Genomic DNA, 16604 nt, shown 5'->3' on the forward strand with positions numbered 1-16604 from the left:
GGGCCGGCGTTGGAATAGTTATTTCACAAAAGTGATGCTATTGGAATAATTTATTGACCGCCCCATGTCCACCGTGTTACACACGAGACGTGTTCATCGGCCAAGGCGACAGCATGGCGAGGCGTGGACCAGGGGGCCAATCGGGAATGACTGCCGGACGGGGTGCATTGCTCATGGCGGCGCTATGCCTGCTGGCGGCGTCGGCTTCGGCACGTGACGATGCCGATACCGTACGTGAAGTGGTTGCGCTGGTCGATGGCGGCGAATGGGCGGTGGCCGAGACACGGATCGGCCACGCGCTGGATGCCCCCGATACCGCTCCGGACACGCGTCGGGCGCTGCAGTTCGAACGCGAGCGCATGCGGCGGATCCGCCTGGACTTCCCGTTGGACGCGGCGCGGGCCGAGACGCGCCTGCGCGACGCCATTCCCGACCTGCGCGCCGGCGAGTTCGCCGCCTGGACCGCTTCGGGCGCGCTCGAGCACCTGGTGGTCGATGGCGAGCCCATCTACTTTGCGCGCGCCGTGCCGAACCTGTTCCGGGTCAATGCCGAGGCCGCCAGTCGTCGCCGCAGTGCCCCTGCGCCCTCCGAGGGGCCGATGGAAGTCCTCAACGCGCACCATGCGGACGTCGTCGCGAACGGCAGCGCGGCGTCCCGGCGCATCCGCGTCACCCAGGCGATCGAAGTCGAGGCAGATGCCGTGCCGGCCGGTGAGCGGGTGAGGGCGTGGATCCCATATCCGCGCCAGATTCCCGGCCAGCAGGAGAACCTCCAGCTGCTCGCCAGCCGGCCCACGGGCGCGACGATCGCACCGGCCTCGACCCTGCAGCGCACCGCCTACCTCGAGCAGTTCGCGGTGGCCGGGACGCCGACGGTCTTCGAGGTCGAGTACGAGCTGACCGTGCGCGCCCAGTACCACGCGATCGACCCGGACCGGGTGGTGCCGCTGCAGCCCGACGCCGCGCTCGAGCCCTTCCTCGCGGAGCGCGCGCCGCATGTCGTCTTCACCGATGAGCTCCGCCGTTTCTCGCGACAGGTGGTGGGCGACGAGACGCACCCCTACCGGATCGCCCAGCGCCTGTTCGCCGCGGTGGACCGGATCCCGTGGGCGTCCGCCCGCGAGTACTCGACGATCTCCAACATCAGCGACTACGCCTTGCGCCAGGGCCACGCCGACTGCGGACAGCAGACGCTCCTGCTGGTCGCCCTGCTGCGGCTCAATGGCATCCCGGCGCGGTGGCAGTCGGGGATGGTCTATTCCGACGGGGAATACGACAACCTGCACGACTGGGGCGCGCTGTACCTGGCCCCTTACGGCTGGGTGCCGATGGACGTGACCACCGGTCTGCTCGACAGCGACGACGAGGCGCTCAAGTGGTTCTACCTCGGCGGGCTGGACGCCTACCGGATCGCGTTCAACGACGACTATTCGCGGGAGCTGGTCCCGCACAAGGCGCATTTCAGGTCGGAGACCGTGGATTCACAGCGCGGCGAAGTGGAGTGGGCGGGGGGCAACCTCTACTTCGACCAGTGGGATTACCGGTTCACGGCGGATGTCGTCGACGGTACCGGCGGCACGCGCTGACAGGGACGCACCCATTTCAACCACACCAACGCTCGGGGGAGTTCAAGCACATGTACGGGACGGCATTGAAGAAGACGGCGCTATGCGCCGCATTGGGCATCGGCCTCGCTGCGATGGCACCCGGCGCGGTCCTCGCCCAGAACGTTGATGGCGCGATCGCCGGCCGCGCGACCGCGGGCGACCAGGTCACCGTGACCAACCAAGCCACCGGCTTCACCCGCACGGTGCAGGTGTCCGGCGATGGCAGCTACCGCGTGTCCCAGCTTCCGGTCGGCAACTATGCGTTGCAGGTGAGCCGGGACGGGCAGCCGACGGGAGAAGCCGTCACGGTCAGTGTCACGCTCGGCAATGCCACCACCGTCAACGTCGGTTCGGGCGGCGCCGTCGACCTGGCCGCCGTGCAGGTCATCGGCTCGCGCGTCATCTCGCCGGTCGACGTCAGCTCGACCGAATCGGCGACCAACATCACCGCCGAGGAAGTCGAACGCCTGCCGGTCGAGCGCGACGTCGCGTCCGTGGCGCTGCTGGCACCGGGCGTCTCCGGCGGTTCCGCCAGCTTCGGCGGCGTCTCCTTCGGCGGTTCGTCGGTTGCCGAGAACGCCTTCTACGTCAACGGCCTCAACGTCACCGACTTCTACAATCGCGTCGGCTTCTCCGAGGCACCCTTCGACTTCTACCAGGAATTCCAGGTCAAGACCGGCGGTTACTCGGTGGAGTACGGGCGCACCACTGGCGGCGTGGTGAATGCCGTCGCCCGCTCGGGCAGCAACGAGTTCCACTACGGTGCGTCGATCGTCGCCGAGCCGCGCGCCTGGAAGTCCTCCGCGCGCGACAGTTACCTCGACGGCGACCGCTACATCAGCCGCAGCCAGGACAGCACCGCGCAGACGCGGGCCAACGTATGGGCATCCGGCCCGATCCTGAAGGACCGCCTGTTCTTCTTCGCGATGTACGAAGGGCGCGACGTGGAGCCGGAAAGCACCAACAACACCGGCACCAGCTTCACCCGCGGTTCGTCCGACGACGGCTTCTGGGGCACCACCCTGGACTGGCAGGTCACCGACAACAACCGCCTGAGCCTGATGGCGTTCTCCAACGAGACCCGCTACGACAACGACACCTATGCCTACGACTGGGATTCCGGCGAGATCGGCGACCGCCTCAGCCAGGCCTATTCCGAGAACGGTGGCCGCAACTGGGCACTGAGCTGGAACTCCTACCTCACCGACAACCTGTCGATGCGGCTGATGCACGGTACCAACGAGCGCTCCGCACTCACCGCGTCGCCCAACGACGGCGACTGCAACTACGTCACCGCGGGCGCGGGCGTGCCCGATCCGGGCGTGCCGCTGGGCTGCACCACCAACGCCACCATCTACGATCGCGCCGATGAGCGCGAACAGAGCCGCGCCGACTTCGAATGGCAGCTGGGCGACCACCTGCTGCGCTTCGGCGTCGACCGCGAGAGCAATACCTCCGACCTCAGCCAGGACTACGCCGGCCCGGGCGGGATCCAGTACAACGTCTACTCGACGACACCGGGCGCGCAGGTGCCGGGTGCCGGCATCGTGCCCCCGGGGTACACCGCCTACGTGCGTGCGCGCCGTTATTCGATCTTCGGTGAGTTCGAGAGCATCAACGAGGCCTACTACATCGAGGACAACTGGTCGGTCACCGACAACATCGTCCTCAACCTCGGCATCCGCAACGAGAGTTTCGACAACCGCGACGCGGAGGGCCGCACCTACATCGAGATGAAGGACATGTGGGCGCCGCGCGTCGGCTTCGCATGGGACTTCAAGGGCGACGGCACCACCAAGGTGTTCGGCAACATCGGCCGCTACTTCCTGCCGGTCGCCAACGTGATCAACATCAAGCAGGGCGGCGCGCTGCTGGATGAGCGCACCTACTACGGTTTCGACGGCTGGGAGATCCAGGAGCGCGATGGCGTGCAGTACGCCACGCCCATCCTCGGCACCCAGTTCGGCTTCGACAACAGCCAGGGCGACGGCACCGTCGGCGACCTGCGTGCCGAGGTCGACAAGGACATGGACCCGGTCTACCAGGACGAGCTGATCCTCGGCTTCCAGCAGCAGATCAACTCGACCTGGTCCTGGGGGGCGCGCGGCATCTACCGCAAGCTCGAGAACGCGATCGACGACATCAACCTGACCGCCACCCACTGCGGCCGGATCGCCAGCCGCTGGGTGATGGCGAACCCGGGCGAGGACGTCACCGTGTGGGGCGACACCGACTGCGACGGCGTCGACGACGGCTACCTGACCGTCGACACGTCGAACGCGGGCTACTGGACCGAGTCCGACGACTACCAGTACGTCAACGGCGAGTGGGAGTACGTAGGTTCGACCCCGACCGGCCAGTGGGGCTGGGTGAAGCCCGATCGCGACTACAAGGCGATCGAGCTGCAGGTCGATCGCGCCTGGGACGGCAAGTGGGCATTCAACGCCTCGTACACGCTGTCGTGGAGCGAGGGCAACGCCGAGGGGCCCGTCAACACCGACACCAACTTCGGCGACACCGGCCGCACCGAGAACTTCGACGATCCGTTCGTCAACTACCGCGGCGACGGCCCGCTGGCCAACGACCATCGCCACCAGCTGAAGCTGCGCGGCACCTATGCGTTCACCGACCACTGGAACATCGGTGCCACGGTCGATGCCCGCTCGGGTGGCCCGATCACCGCGTTCGGTGTCGGCAACCCCTACAACTGGAAGGGCTACCACAGCTACTACATCTGCGTGGAGAACTGCGCGCCGCCGGAAAATGCCGCCGAAGGCGACACCTGGAGCACCGCCGACCGCGTGTTCGAGCACTCGCCGCGCGGCGGCGAAGGCACCATGCCCTGGGTCATCGACGTCGGCGTCAGCCTGGGCTACGAGCGCACGTTCGACGCGGGCACGCTGGAGGCCAAGTTCTCGATCTTCAACCTGTTCAACCGGCAGGAGCCGGTCTGGGTCTACCAGGACCTGGAGCCCGCTGTCGGCGATCGCGACGAGTTCTTCGGCAAGGAGCGCTTCCTGCAGGCACCGCGCTATGGCCAGCTGATGGTGTCCTGGCGGTACTGAGCCATGGACCGCGGCAACCGGGGGCGCGCGTTGCGCGCCCTCTGCCTGGGGCTCGCGCTCGCATGCGCGGGCGCCCCCACGGCATGGGCCGGTGACCCGCCCGCCACGCCCCGCGACGTCGCCGCGCTGGACCGCGTCGTCGACGGCGCAATGGCGAACTGGGACCTGCCCGGCATCGCCCTGGGCGTGATCGAGGACGGCGAGGTCACCTACGCGCGCGCGGCGGGCGAGACCGTCGCCGGGTCCGGCGACCCCGTGACCCGGGCGACCCTGTTCAAGATCGCGTCGAACAGCAAGGCGATGACCGCCAGCGTGCTCGCGCGCCTGGTCGCCGATGGACGCATGGACTGGGACGACCCGGTGGTGCGCCACCTGCCGCAGTTCCGAGTGCACGACCCCTGGGTGACCCGGGAGATGCAGGTCCGCGACCTGCTGATCCACAACAGTGGCCTGCCGGAAGGCGCAGGCGACCTGATGCTGTGGCCGGAGCCCAACCGTTTCCAGCGCAGCGACATCATCGCCGGGCTTGCCCACCTCAAGCCCGAGCGCAGCTTCCGTTCGGGCTATGCCTACGACAACCTGCTCTACGTGGTCGCCGGCGAGGTCGCCGCGGCGGCCGGCGGCGACAGCTACGAAGCGCTGGTGCGTCGCGAGGTCTTCGCGCCGCTCGGCCTGGACGGTTGCCGCGTCGGCGAATGGCGCCGCGACGAGGCCGGCAGCGTCGCCCAGCCGCACCGGCGCACCGACCAGGGACCCGTCGCCATCCGTACGGACGGCGATGTGGTGCCCGCGATCACCTCGGCCGCGGCCGGCGGCATCCGCTGCAGCCTCGACGACATGCTGGCCTGGGCGCTGAACTGGCTGGCGCCGACCGCCGCGCAGCTCGACTGGCTGCCGGAGGCGCAGCGCCAGGCCATGTGGACGGCGCACACCCCCTTGCCGGTATCCGCGCGCAGCCGCGAGTGGGACGACACCCACGTCCGCGCCTATGGCTACGGCTGGCGCCTGGCCGACGTCGACGGCGAATGGACGGTGTCGCACACCGGCACCTTGTCGGGCATGTACTCGGTGCTGATGCTGCTGCCCGACCGCCGTTCCGGCTTCGTCATGATGACCCACGGCGAGGGCAGCGCGGCGCGCACCGCGGTGACCGCGGCGATGCTGAAGTACTTCACCCGGCCGGGCGAGGGCCCGGGCCTCGATTTCTATGCCGACGTGCTGGCGCACGAGGCGCGTGCCCCCGGCGCCTCGCGCGTGCCCGACACCTCGTCGCGTGTGCCCGTCGACCCCACCGCCTGGGATGCGCGCCTCGGTGTCTACCGCGACCCCTGGTTCGGCCGCGTCTCGCTGTGCACCGCCGCGGACGAGGTGCGCTTCCAGTCGGAGATGTCGCCGCGGATGGCGGGCCGGATGATGGACGTGGACGGCCGCGCACTCGTCGAGTGGGACGATGACGGCGTCGACCTCGAGGCCTGGATGGATTTCCACGAGGACGGCGCCGCGCCGCTGCGCATGAGCATGGCCAAGGTCGATCCCGACGGCGATTTCAGTTCCGACTACGAGGACCTCGACTTCGTGCGGGTCGGCGACTGTGACTGAGCGCCGGCTGCCGCCCGGCGTGGCGCTGCTGGCGGCGTTGTCGCTGGCCGCCTGCGGGACGTCCGCGATGGAACCGTCGCCGGTGTTCTCCGACGCCCGTACGCCTGCGCAGGCGGGGCTGGTCGGCCTCCAGGCACGGGTGCCCGGCATCGATCTCGACATCCGCTACGCCGGTACCGACAACTTCACCGGCGGGCGCGTGGAAGGATACCGCGCGGCTCGGTGCTACCTGCTGGCCCCGGTGGCCGACGCGTTGCGGGAGGTCGAGCTGGAGCTTCGGGCCCGCGGACAGCGCCTGCGCGTCTTCGACTGTTATCGCCCCGTGCGTGCGGTGGCGCATTTCATGCGCTGGGTCGGGGAGGGCGAGGATGCCGCGATCCGTCGCGCCTATCATCCGGATCTCGACCGGCCCGCGCTCCGCGGCAGGTACATCGCGCCGCTGTCCGGCCACAGCCGCGGCGCCACCGTCGACCTGACCCTGCTCGACTGCGCAGGCGGTGCATGCCGGCCGCTCGACATGGGCACGCCGTTCGACTTCTTCGATCCGCTGGCGAACACGGATTCGCCCGACATCACGCCCGTGCAGCGCGGGAACCGGCAGCAGTTGCGCGAGGCGATGGAACGGCACGGCTTCCACAACTACCCGATGGAATGGTGGCACTACACGTTCCGGCCGGAACCCTCGCCGGACCTGTACCACGACGTGCCGGTCGAATAGCCGGACGGGTTGCCCGGACCGACCGGGCGGAACAACGGAGGCCCAGACGATGCAAGCGTGCAGGCATGCCATCCTGGCGATGTTGTGGCTCTGCGCATGCGCGACCCCTGCGCATGCCGACGAAGGCAGTCGGCGGCTGGACCCCGACGTGGGCGCCCGGATCGACGCGCTGATGGCGCGCTACCAGGGCAACGTGCCCGGCGCGGCGTTGCTGGTCGTTCGCGACGGCGAACCGGTGGTGCGGCGAAGCTACGGCCTGGCCGACGTCGAGGCCGGGCGCGTGGCCACGCCGGCCAGCAACTTCCGCCTGGCGTCGGTCAGCAAGCAGTTCACCGCCGCGGCGGTGCTGTTGCTCGTCGAGGACGGCCTTGTCGCTCTCGACGCGCCGGTGGAACGCTGGCTGCCGGAGTTGCCCGCTGCCACGGACGGCGTGACCGTCCGGCATCTGTTGACCCACACCTCCGGACTGATCGACTACGAAGAAGTGATGCCGCCGGGCCTCGATCCCGACGACCTCGACGATCAGTTGCGCGATGTCGACGTGCTCACCCTGTTGCAGGCGCAGGACCGGACCTACTTCGCGCCGGGTACGGCCTACCGCTACAGCAACAGCGGATACGCACTGCTGGCGCTGATCGTGGAGCGCGCCTCCGGGACACGCTTCGAGCAGTTCCTGCGCGAACGCATCTTCGACCCGCTGGGCATGCACGGTACCCAGGCCTACGTGAAGGAGGGGCCGGAGGTTCTCCGGCGTGCCTACGGGTACAGCGAACGGGACGGCCACTGGGTTCGCACCGACCAGAGCCTGACCAGCGCAGTGCTCGGCGACGGTGGCATCTACGCGTCTATCGACGACCTGGCGCGCTGGGACGCGGCCCTGTACGACGACCGCCTGTTGAGCGACGCCTCGCGCGCGATGGCGTTCACCGCGGCCACGCCGACCGACGATGCCAACGTGGCCTACGGCTTCGGCTGGCGCATCACCGGTGACAGCCTCTGGCACTCCGGCGAAAGCATCGGCTTCCGCAACGTGCTGGTCCGCTACCCGGGCCGGCGCCTGACCGTGGTCCTGCTGAGCAACCGCAATGACCCGGAGCCTTACGAAACCGCGTTGCAGGTCGCGGCGCTGTTCGGTGCAGGCCAGGGGGAGCGATGACCCGACTCGCCGTTACCCGCGCTGCCCGGCACGCGGGCCGAACAGATCGCTCTGCGCGGCCGCATCGGCCTCGATGAAGCCAGACACGCCGACGCCGACCAGGCGGTAGAGGGTGTCCATCGGCAGGTCGACCCGGCCGCGCAATTCGCAGGCCACCTCGGCCAGGCCATCGGCATCGTCCGGCAGCGCGGCCAGGGTCAGGCTGCGGGTCAGGGTGCGGAAGTCGGCGGTCTTGAGCTTCAGCACCACAGTGCGCGCGCGGCGGTCCGGATCGCGTACGAGGTGGCGCTGGTAGCTGTCCCAGGTCTTGCGGGCGAGGTCGCGGATGCGCGGTGCCAGCGCCTCCAGCGCGAGGTCCTCGGCAAAGGTGTCCTCCGACGACACTTGCATCGTCGGGCGTTCGGGCTGGACCGGATTGTCGTCGATGCCGCGCGCCAGCCGGTGCAGGCGCGCGCCCCACCGGCCGAACGCCGCCTCGAGCGTTTCAAGCGGCAGCTCGCGCAACCCGCCCACCGTGGTGACGCCCAGTTCCGACAAGCGCTTCTCGCCGACCTTGCCGACGCCGGGCAGGCGGCCGACGGGCAGGGGCTGCAGGAAGGCCTCGACATCGCGCGGACGGATCACGAACTGCCCGTCCGGCTTGCGCCAGTCCGAGGCGATCTTGGCCAGGAACTTGTTCGGCGCGATGCCGGCCGAGGCGGTCAGCCCGGTCTCCTCCCGGATCGCGTCGCGGATCGCCTGCGCGGTTGCCGTCGCCGAGGGCATGCCGGTCCGGGTCTCGCTCACGTCGAGGTAGGCCTCGTCCAGCGACAGCGGCTCCACCAGGTCGGTGTGGCGGGCGAAGATCTCCCTCACCTGTCGCGACACGGCCTTGTAGCGCGGGAAGTCAGGCGGCACGAACACCGCATCCGGGCACAGGCGTTCCGCGCGCAGCGCCGGCATTGCCGAGCGCACGCCGAACCTGCGGGCCTCGTAGCTCGCCGCGCAGACCACCGAGCGCGCACCCCGCCAGGCCACCACCACCGGGCGGCCGCGCAGTGACGGGTCGTCGCGCTGCTCCACCGATGCGTAGAACGCATCCATGTCGACATGCACGATCTTGCGGAGCGGGATGGGCAAGGTGGGCGGGGCAGGTGGAATTAGTCAAAATACTAATCGAGTCCCGCCGCCACGGCCATGCGCATTCACGTCCCGTGACGGTGGCCGTTTGCTTCCCGGGCCGTGGCAGGCAAGATGCGGCCTCTCCCGCAGCGAATCCGTAGCGGAACTCCAGCGTTCCTCCATCCCGGCGGGGCGCGATCCGCGGTCTGCTGGCGTGCCTGTCCCGCGGGGCCGCCTTGGCTGGCCCGCGCGCCGGGATTCCCTCCAAAGTAAGGACGTGTCCGTGCCCCTCCGTCGAACCTCGCCCCTGGCCCGTGCCCTGGCCCGTGCCCTGGTCATCGCCCTGGGCCTGCTCCCGGCCGTGGAGGTCCGGTCGCAGGCGTCGCCCCCGCCGGGTGGCGACGCGGCCACCGAGCTCGACAGCGTGCAGGTGCTGGGACGGGTGCGCCGGCTGTCGAGCCTGCCCGGCGCGGTCGCCACGGTCGAGGGCGAGGCCCTGCACCGCGGCCAGCGCGAGGCCAGCCTCGCGGAGCCGCTCGCCCGCGTGCCCGGCATCGCCGTGCTGGACCGGCACAACCTCGCGCAGGACCTGCAGGTGCAGAGCCGTGGCTTCGGCGCAAGGTCCAGCTTCGGCGTGCGCGGCCTCAGGCTCGTGGTCGATGGCATTCCCGCGACGGCGGCGGACGGGCAGGGCCAGGCAGCGACCTTCCCCCTCGGTGTGCTCGACCGCGTGCAGGTGCTGCGCGGCCCGCTCGCCCTGCAGCATGGCAATGCGGCCGGTGGCGTGATCGTGGCCGACAGCGTGCTGGTGCCGGGCTTCGAGGCGGATGCCGGCTACTGGAGCAGTGACGCGGGCGACAGCCAGGTCTCGCTCCAGGCCGGTGGAGGCGATGCCTGGCTGTGGCGCGTCGGCGGCACGCGTCTCGACGTCGATGGCTACCGCCCGCACAGCGCAGCCCGCCGCGACATGGTCCATGCGGTCATGGAATGGCAGCCGCGCGACGGGCATCGCCTCAGGCTGGTCGCGGATGCCCTCCGTCAGCCCGACACCGACGATCCGCTGGGCCTGACCCGGACGCAGTGGCAGCAGGACGCCCACGGCGTCGCGCCGCAGGCGCTCGAGTACGACACCCGCAAGTCGATCGCCAACCGCCAGCTGGGCCTGCAGTGGACCCGCGCCGGCGACACCACCGACACCCGTGCGGCGCTGCATGGCGTCTCGCGCGACGTGGTGCAGGTGCTGGCCATTCCCCCCGGCGCACAGCAGGCGCCGTCCAGCGGCGGCGGGGTCATCGACCTCGCGCGCCGCTCGGGCGGACTGGACCTGGCGCACACCTGGGCCTGGGGCGAGGCGCGGCTGACCGCCGGCATCGATCTGGCACGGCTCGACGAGCGCCGCCGGGGCTACGAGAACTTCATCGAGGCGGCCGACGGCACCACCACGCTGGGCGTGCGCGGACGGCTGCGCCGCGACGAGGACAACCGGGTCGACAGCGGCGACCTGTTCGCCGTGGGCGAGGGCACGCTGGCCGGCGAGTGGCGTTGGCTGGCGGGGCTGCGCGGCAGCCGCGTGCGGATGTCCACGGACGACCATTACATCGTCCCCGGCAACGGCGACGACAGCGGCCGCCTCGATTACCGCGAACATGCCGTGTCGATGGGGGTCGTGCGGGGCCGGTCGACGACGGGCGGCGAGGGCGAGTGGTTCGCCAGTCTGGGACAGGGTTTCGAGACGCCGACGATCACCGAGCTGGCCTACCGTCCGGACGGCGCATCCGGCTTCAACCGCGCGCTGGTGCCGTCGCGGCAGCTCAGTGCCGAAGCCGGCTGGCGCTGGCGTTGGGACGCGGGCGGGGAGGCCAGCTTCACCCTTTTCCATGTCGAGGGCCGCGACGAGATCGTCCCGGCCAGCAGCGAGGGCGGGCGCTCGACCTATGCCAACGCCGGACGCACGCGACGCAACGGCATTGAGGCGTCGTGGTCGGGGACGTTCGGCGATGCGTGGTCGTACACGCTGGTGGGCAACTGGATCGACGCCCGCTTCGACGAGGCCTACACCTACCTCACGGTCCGCAACGGCGTGGCGACACCGCAGACGGTGGCGTCGGGCAACCGCCTGCCGGGTGTGGCGCGTGCGAGCGGCTTCGGGGAGTTGGCCTGGACCACGCTCGACGGCAGCGTGCAGGTCGCCGGCGAGCTGCATGCGCGCGCGTCCCTGCCGGTCGACGATCTCAACAGCGACCGGGCACCGGGCCATGCGCGTTTCGCACTGCGCGCGGACTGGCAGCCGCGCGGTGCGCGGGGCTGGCACGGGTTCGTGCGCGTGGACAATCTGTTCGATGCGAACTACGTCGGCTCGGTGATCGTCAACGAGGGCAATGGCCGTTACTTCGAGCCCGGGCCGGGGCGGACGTTGACGGTCGGGCTGGGGTGGCGGGTGCGGTAGGTGGGGATGGTGCGGCTGGACTGCTGAGTGGAAGCCGCTGGCCCTGGGGCCCGCGTGACACGCCGTAAACCCCCGCTTCGCGGGTCCGGCCCTCCGGCCTAGCCTCCGGGCGTTCGGCTGCGCGCGAAGCAATGCTTCGCAAAAGCGCTGCCTCACCCATGGGGCTCGGGCGCGGCTTGCTCGTCTGCGCGATCCTGCGCAGACGGCAAGACCGGGGTGGGCCATCCATGGCCCACCCGTCCGGCGCAATGCGCCGGACCCTTGCCGCGCACGGTCAAGAGACTCCCATCCCCACCGTCTTCCGCGAAGTTTGCTAGCGCTTGTAGGAAAAGCTCACGAAGCGTCGACCTTCATGGTCACGAAAGACGCTGATCGACGGTCTGGGGGTTGCGGAGAGCAGGCCATGGATGGCCTGCGCCCCGACTTAAAGACACGACGTCGTCAGGAGGGCGTAGCAACCCCCAGACCGGCGGTCGGCGGCTCCGTCCGAAGCCACGCAGCGCAACTACGCAGCGCAACTACGCAGCGCAACTACGCATCAAACCCACCCCGTCGCATAGAACAACCCGATCACCACGAACACCGCCAGCGTCTTGATCACCGTGATCGCGAAGATGTCCTTGTACGCCTGCCGGTGCGTCAGCCCCGTGACCGCCAGCAGCGTGATCACCGCCCCGTTGTGCGGCAGCGTGTCCATGCCACCCGACGCCATCGACGCCACCCGGTGCAGTACGTCCATCGGGATCCCCACCGCGTTCGCGTTCGCGATGAACGTATCCGCCATCGCCGCCAGCGCGATGCTCATGCCACCCGATGCCGAGCCCGTGATGCCCGCCAGCGCCGTCACCGTCACCGCCTCGTTGACCAGCGGATTCGGGATCGAGCCCAGCGCGTTCGCGACCACCAGGAAGCCCGGCAGCGCGGCAATGACCGCGCCGAAGCCGTACTCGGACGCCGTGTTCATCGACGCCAACAGCGCGCCGCCGATCGCACTCTTGGTGCCCTCGGCGAAGCTCGCCATCACCGGCTTCCACGCGAACGCGATGACGGTGATGATGCCCACCAGCAGCGCGCCCTGGACCGCCCAGATCGCCGCGATCTTCGAGACCTCCTGCACCACCGGCGCGGCATTGCCGATCACCGCCGGGTCGAAGCTGTGGCTGTCGCCGTAGACGCGCGGGATCCACATCGTGAACAGCTTGTTCGACACCCCGACCAGCACCAGTGGCAGGATCGCGACGAAGGGATTGGCCAGCACCCCGTGGGTGAAGGCCGCCGGCTCGTTCACCAGCGTCGCCGGGTCGCCATAGCCTTCGCCGGCCTTCGCCGCCTTGCGGCGACGCGACTCCAGGTAGCTCATGCCGACGATCAGGATGAAGATGCCGCCCAGCGTGCCCAGTACCGGCGCGGCCCAGGAGTCGGTGCCGAAGAACGCCGTCGGGATGATGTTCTGGATCTGCGGCGTGCCCGGCAGCGCGTCCATGGTGAAGGTGAAGGCGCCCAGCGCGATCGTGCCCGGAATCAGCCGCTTGGGGATGTCGCCCTGGCGGAACAGCTCGGCGGCGAAGGGGTAGACCGCGAACACGACCACGAACAGCGACACGCCGCCATAGGTCAGCAGCGCGCAGACCACGACGATCGACAGCATCGCCCGTTCCGCGCCGAGCAGCTTGATCGTCGAGGCGACGATGGCCTTGGAGAAGCCCGATATCTCGATCAGCTTGCCGAAGATCGCGCCCAGCAGGAACACCGGGAAGTACAGCTTGATGAAGCCGACCATCTTGTCCATGAACAGGCCGGTGAACATCGGCGCGACCAGCGACGCGTCGGTCAGCAGCACCGCGCCCAGCGCCGCCACCGGCGCGAACAGGATCACGCTGTAGCCGCGGTACGCGACGAACATCAGGAAGCACAGCGCTCCCAGGACGACCACAAACTCCATCGTGTGCTCCCCAAGTGGCAGGCCGGGACCTGGGGTCCCCGCGACAGGGGCAGTCTCGGCACCCGCGGCGGCCGTGGGCATTGTCCGAAGGTACAGATGCCGCCCCCGGGGCCGGTGCCTAGGCTGTGTCGCATGGCGGGGTACACCGCCGGCACGTTCACACCACGCATCGACACCGGTTTGCACCTGGGGAGAGGACACGCATGAACCGCAAGCACCTGACCATCGCCATCGCCTGTGCGCTGGTCGCGCCCGCCGCCTGGGCACAGGACGCCAGCACCACCTCGACGGATCCCGCGCGCGGCGCCAGCGCCACCAACCTCGACACCGTCGTGGTCACCGCCCGCAAGCGCGAGGAGACCCTTCAGGACGTGCCGGTCGCGGTCACCGCGTTCACTGCCGACACGCTCGACACGCTCGCCGTCGAGGACATCTCCGACCTCGACTCGGAAGTCCCCAACCTGACCATCTATGCCGCCCGCGGCTCCAGCAGCACGGTCACCGCCTACATCCGCGGCATCGGCCAGTCCGACCCGCTGTGGGGCGTCGATCCCGGCGTCGGCATCTACCTCGACGACGTCTACATCGCCCGCCCGCAGGGCGCGCTGCTCGACGTGTTCGACGTCCAGCGCATCGAAGTGCTGCGTGGCCCGCAGGGCACGCTGTACGGCAAGAACACCATCGGCGGCGCGATCAAGTACGTCTCGCGCGGCCTGTCCGAGGAGACTGAAGGCTTCGGCTCGATCACCGTCGGCACGAACAGCCAGCTGGACGTGAAGGCCGGCATCGGCGGTTCCGTCGGCAACGGTGCGCTGCGCGGCCGCGTCGCGGTCGCCAGCCTCAACCGCGACGGCTACGGCGAGAACCTCGTCACCGACCAGCAGGTCAGCGACAAGGAGATCCTGGCCGCGCGCGTCGAGCTCGGCGCCTATGTCAGCGAGGACTTCGACATCCACGTCAACATGGACTGGATGGACGACCAGTCCGGGGTGCGCGGCGCGAAGATGCTGGCGCCCAACCCGTTCAACACACTGCTGTTCCCGCAGTACGGCGCGTTCCCGCCGCTGGACGACCGCTACGACGTCCGCAACGGCATGCCGAACATCAACGACACTTCGATGAAGGGCATCTCGGCGGCCGCCAACTGGCGCATCAACGACGACTTCTCGCTGAAGTACGTCATCGCCAAGCGCGAGTCCGACACCGAGACCAACATCGACTTCGACCTGACCACCGCGCCGATCACCGACGTCAAGGCGTTCTACAGCGACGAGCAGGTCAGCAACGAACTTCAGGTCAACTACGATGCCGGCGGCCGCGCGCGCGGCGTGATGGGCCTGTACTGGTTCGACGGCGAGGCCGGCGGCCAGGTGCTCAACAACTTCCTCAATGCGTCCTTCGGCGACACCCAGGGCACGGTCTATACCAACAGCGTGGCGCTGTATGCCGACTGGACCTTCGACCTGACCGACCGCCTGCATCTCGACGTCGGCGCCCGCTACACCGACGAGGAGAAGCGCGCCGACGTGCTGAACCGCGCCTACAGCGACGCGACCTTCACCACGCCGATCGCCACGGTGTCGGACTTCGACAAGACCATCAACTTCAAGAACACCTCGCCGAAGGTGGCGCTGAACTACGACGTGACGCCGGACATCATGGTGTACGGCTCGGCCTCGCGTGGCTTCAAGTCGGGCGGCTACAACATCCGCGCCAACGCGGTCGCGGTGCCGAGCTCGGCGGAGCCGTTCGACGACGAGGTCGTCGACAGCTACGAGATCGGCAGCAAGATGGCCTTCCTCGACCAGTCGCTGTTCCTGAACCTGGCGGCCTTCCACAACCGCTACAAGGACATCCAGCTGTCGGTGTTCACCGCCTACGACTCCAACGGCGACGGCGTCGACGACGCGTTCTTCGGCGACTTCACCAACGCGGGCGAGGGCACGGTCAACGGCGTGGAGGTCGAGTACCAGTGGCTGCCGACCAGCAACTGGTCGATCAACGGCAACCTCGCATGGCTGGACACCGGCTACGACGAGTTCATCACCAGCGGCGTCAACGTGGCCGACGACCAGAAGTTCACCAACGCCCCCGAGTTCTCCGGCGCGATCAACGTCGAGTACCGGATCCCGCTGTCCAATGGCGGCGACATCGCGACGCGCGTCGGTTACAGCTACCAGAGCGAGGTCTACCCGACCACCGACCTGTCGGAGGCGATCAAGCAGGACGGCTACGGCCTGCTCAGCGCGGGCGTGATCTGGAACGCCAACGAGGACCTGAGCTTCGCGCTGCAGGGCAAGAACCTGCTGGACGAGGAGTACCGCACCACGGGCTACAACATCCCGGTGCTCGGCATCCTGACCGGGTTCTACGGTGCACCGCGCGAGATCAGCCTGAGCGCGCGTTACGAGTTCTGACCGGCCCGAAGCGGTTGGACGGAGGCGGCGGGCACATGCCCGCCGTTTTCGTTTGACGCCGACGAATCCCTTCAGTCAAAGGCCTTGATTAGATCCCTCCCTTCTGGTCTTCCTTTACATCGATAGCTTTCTTGTCTCGCACTTCTGTCGCACTTCGCCATGGAGACGCTCGCACAGAGTGGCTTTCGACATCTTCGGCAAAGCGAGATACGGCGCCTATGGACTAGTTTCCGGATATCCAGCTACTAAGTTGGCGCTCGGGACCGGCAGATGTTCAAGGAGGAGCCAATCTGTCGACGGGACTAGAGCGGAATACCGGTATGACGGTGCCACGGAAGAGTGGGAGCGTGTCGAAGATTCCGCACGAGATAACAACGGTAATCTCATACCAGAATCTGCCGATGACGTCACAGGAGGAGCGAACACGGCGCGACGGTACTCATTCTGGGGCCGAACCGATGTGAATCTCGCTTCTTTCTTGAGTCGGGTTGATATGTTCTCCGTCACCGTCGTGGACCCAGGTCCGCCATCGGGGCAGAACCACGCAGTTGGA

Annotated in this window: 9 protein-coding genes; 7 read left to right on the top strand and 2 right to left on the bottom strand. The window is 68.7% G+C overall.

What is annotated here, in order from left to right; translation table 11 throughout:
• The first annotated feature begins 146 nt into the window (after window positions 1-146).
• The 5 genes from H4F99_RS03275 to H4F99_RS03295 all read left to right on the top strand — a co-directional run bounded on the left by H4F99_RS03275 (window position 147) and on the right by H4F99_RS03295 (window position 8145).
• Window positions 147-1586 carry a transglutaminase-like domain-containing protein gene (locus H4F99_RS03275; protein WP_246371216.1) on the top strand — a complete coding sequence of 480 codons (1440 nt, stop codon included), beginning with the start codon at window positions 147-149 and terminating at the stop codon, window positions 1584-1586.
• 50 nt (window positions 1587-1636) lie between these two features.
• Window positions 1637-4672, top strand: coding sequence for a TonB-dependent receptor (locus H4F99_RS03280; protein WP_182668298.1), 3036 nt, complete (start codon window positions 1637-1639; stop codon window positions 4670-4672).
• Window positions 4673-4675: 3 nt separating this feature from the next.
• The gene (locus H4F99_RS03285; protein WP_182668299.1) at window positions 4676-6271 is read left to right on the top strand and encodes a serine hydrolase domain-containing protein; all 1596 of its coding nucleotides are present in this window, start codon (window positions 4676-4678) and stop codon (window positions 6269-6271) included.
• A gap of 67 nt (window positions 6272-6338) precedes the next feature.
• Entirely contained in the window at window positions 6339-6989 is a 651-nt protein-coding gene (locus H4F99_RS03290; RefSeq protein WP_182668472.1) for a M15 family metallopeptidase, read from the top strand.
• Between the two features lie 49 nt (window positions 6990-7038).
• On the top strand, window positions 7039-8145 hold the full coding sequence (locus tag H4F99_RS03295; protein ID WP_246371217.1) for a serine hydrolase domain-containing protein: 1107 nt from the start codon (window positions 7039-7041) through the stop codon (window positions 8143-8145).
• A gap of 12 nt (window positions 8146-8157) precedes the next feature.
• On the opposite strand, the gene dinB is transcribed toward H4F99_RS03295, so the two are convergent.
• On the bottom strand, window positions 8158-9264 hold the full coding sequence (gene dinB, locus H4F99_RS03300; RefSeq protein ID WP_182668300.1) for a DNA polymerase IV: 1107 nt from the start codon (window positions 9262-9264) through the stop codon (window positions 8158-8160).
• A gap of 265 nt (window positions 9265-9529) precedes the next feature.
• On the opposite strand from dinB, the gene H4F99_RS03305 reads away from it, so the two are divergent.
• Window positions 9530-11692, top strand: coding sequence for a TonB-dependent receptor domain-containing protein (locus H4F99_RS03305; protein WP_182668301.1), 2163 nt, complete (start codon window positions 9530-9532; stop codon window positions 11690-11692).
• Window positions 11693-12230: 538 nt separating this feature from the next.
• On the opposite strand, the gene H4F99_RS03310 is transcribed toward H4F99_RS03305, so the two are convergent.
• Entirely contained in the window at window positions 12231-13634 is a 1404-nt protein-coding gene (locus H4F99_RS03310; protein ID WP_182668302.1) for a GntP family permease, read from the bottom strand.
• Window positions 13635-13837: 203 nt separating this feature from the next.
• Between H4F99_RS03310 and H4F99_RS03315 the strand changes: the two genes are divergently transcribed.
• The gene (locus H4F99_RS03315) at window positions 13838-16051 is read left to right on the top strand and encodes a TonB-dependent receptor (protein WP_182668303.1); all 2214 of its coding nucleotides are present in this window, start codon (window positions 13838-13840) and stop codon (window positions 16049-16051) included.
• The last annotated feature ends 553 nt before the right edge of the window (window positions 16052-16604 follow it).

It is taken from the genome of Marilutibacter penaei (assembly GCF_014145395.1).
Taxonomy (GTDB): Bacteria; Pseudomonadota; Gammaproteobacteria; order Xanthomonadales; family Xanthomonadaceae; genus Marilutibacter; species Marilutibacter penaei.

Excerpts from the sequence above, each read along its gene's own strand:
- H4F99_RS03275 (WP_246371216.1), top strand. The coding sequence starts at position 147 with ATGACTGCCGGACGGGGTGCATTGCTCATGGCGGCGCTATGCCTGCTG.
- H4F99_RS03280 (WP_182668298.1), top strand. The coding sequence starts at position 1,637 with ATGTACGGGACGGCATTGAAGAAGACGGCGCTATGCGCCGCATTGGGC.
- H4F99_RS03285 (WP_182668299.1), top strand. The coding sequence starts at position 4,676 with ATGGACCGCGGCAACCGGGGGCGCGCGTTGCGCGCCCTCTGCCTGGGG.
- H4F99_RS03290 (WP_182668472.1), top strand. The coding sequence starts at position 6,339 with ATGGAACCGTCGCCGGTGTTCTCCGACGCCCGTACGCCTGCGCAGGCG.
- H4F99_RS03295 (WP_246371217.1), top strand. The coding sequence starts at position 7,039 with ATGCAAGCGTGCAGGCATGCCATCCTGGCGATGTTGTGGCTCTGCGCA.
- H4F99_RS03310 (WP_182668302.1), bottom strand. The coding sequence starts at position 13,634 with ATGGAGTTTGTGGTCGTCCTGGGAGCGCTGTGCTTCCTGATGTTCGTC.
- H4F99_RS03315 (WP_182668303.1), top strand. The coding sequence starts at position 13,838 with ATGAACCGCAAGCACCTGACCATCGCCATCGCCTGTGCGCTGGTCGCG.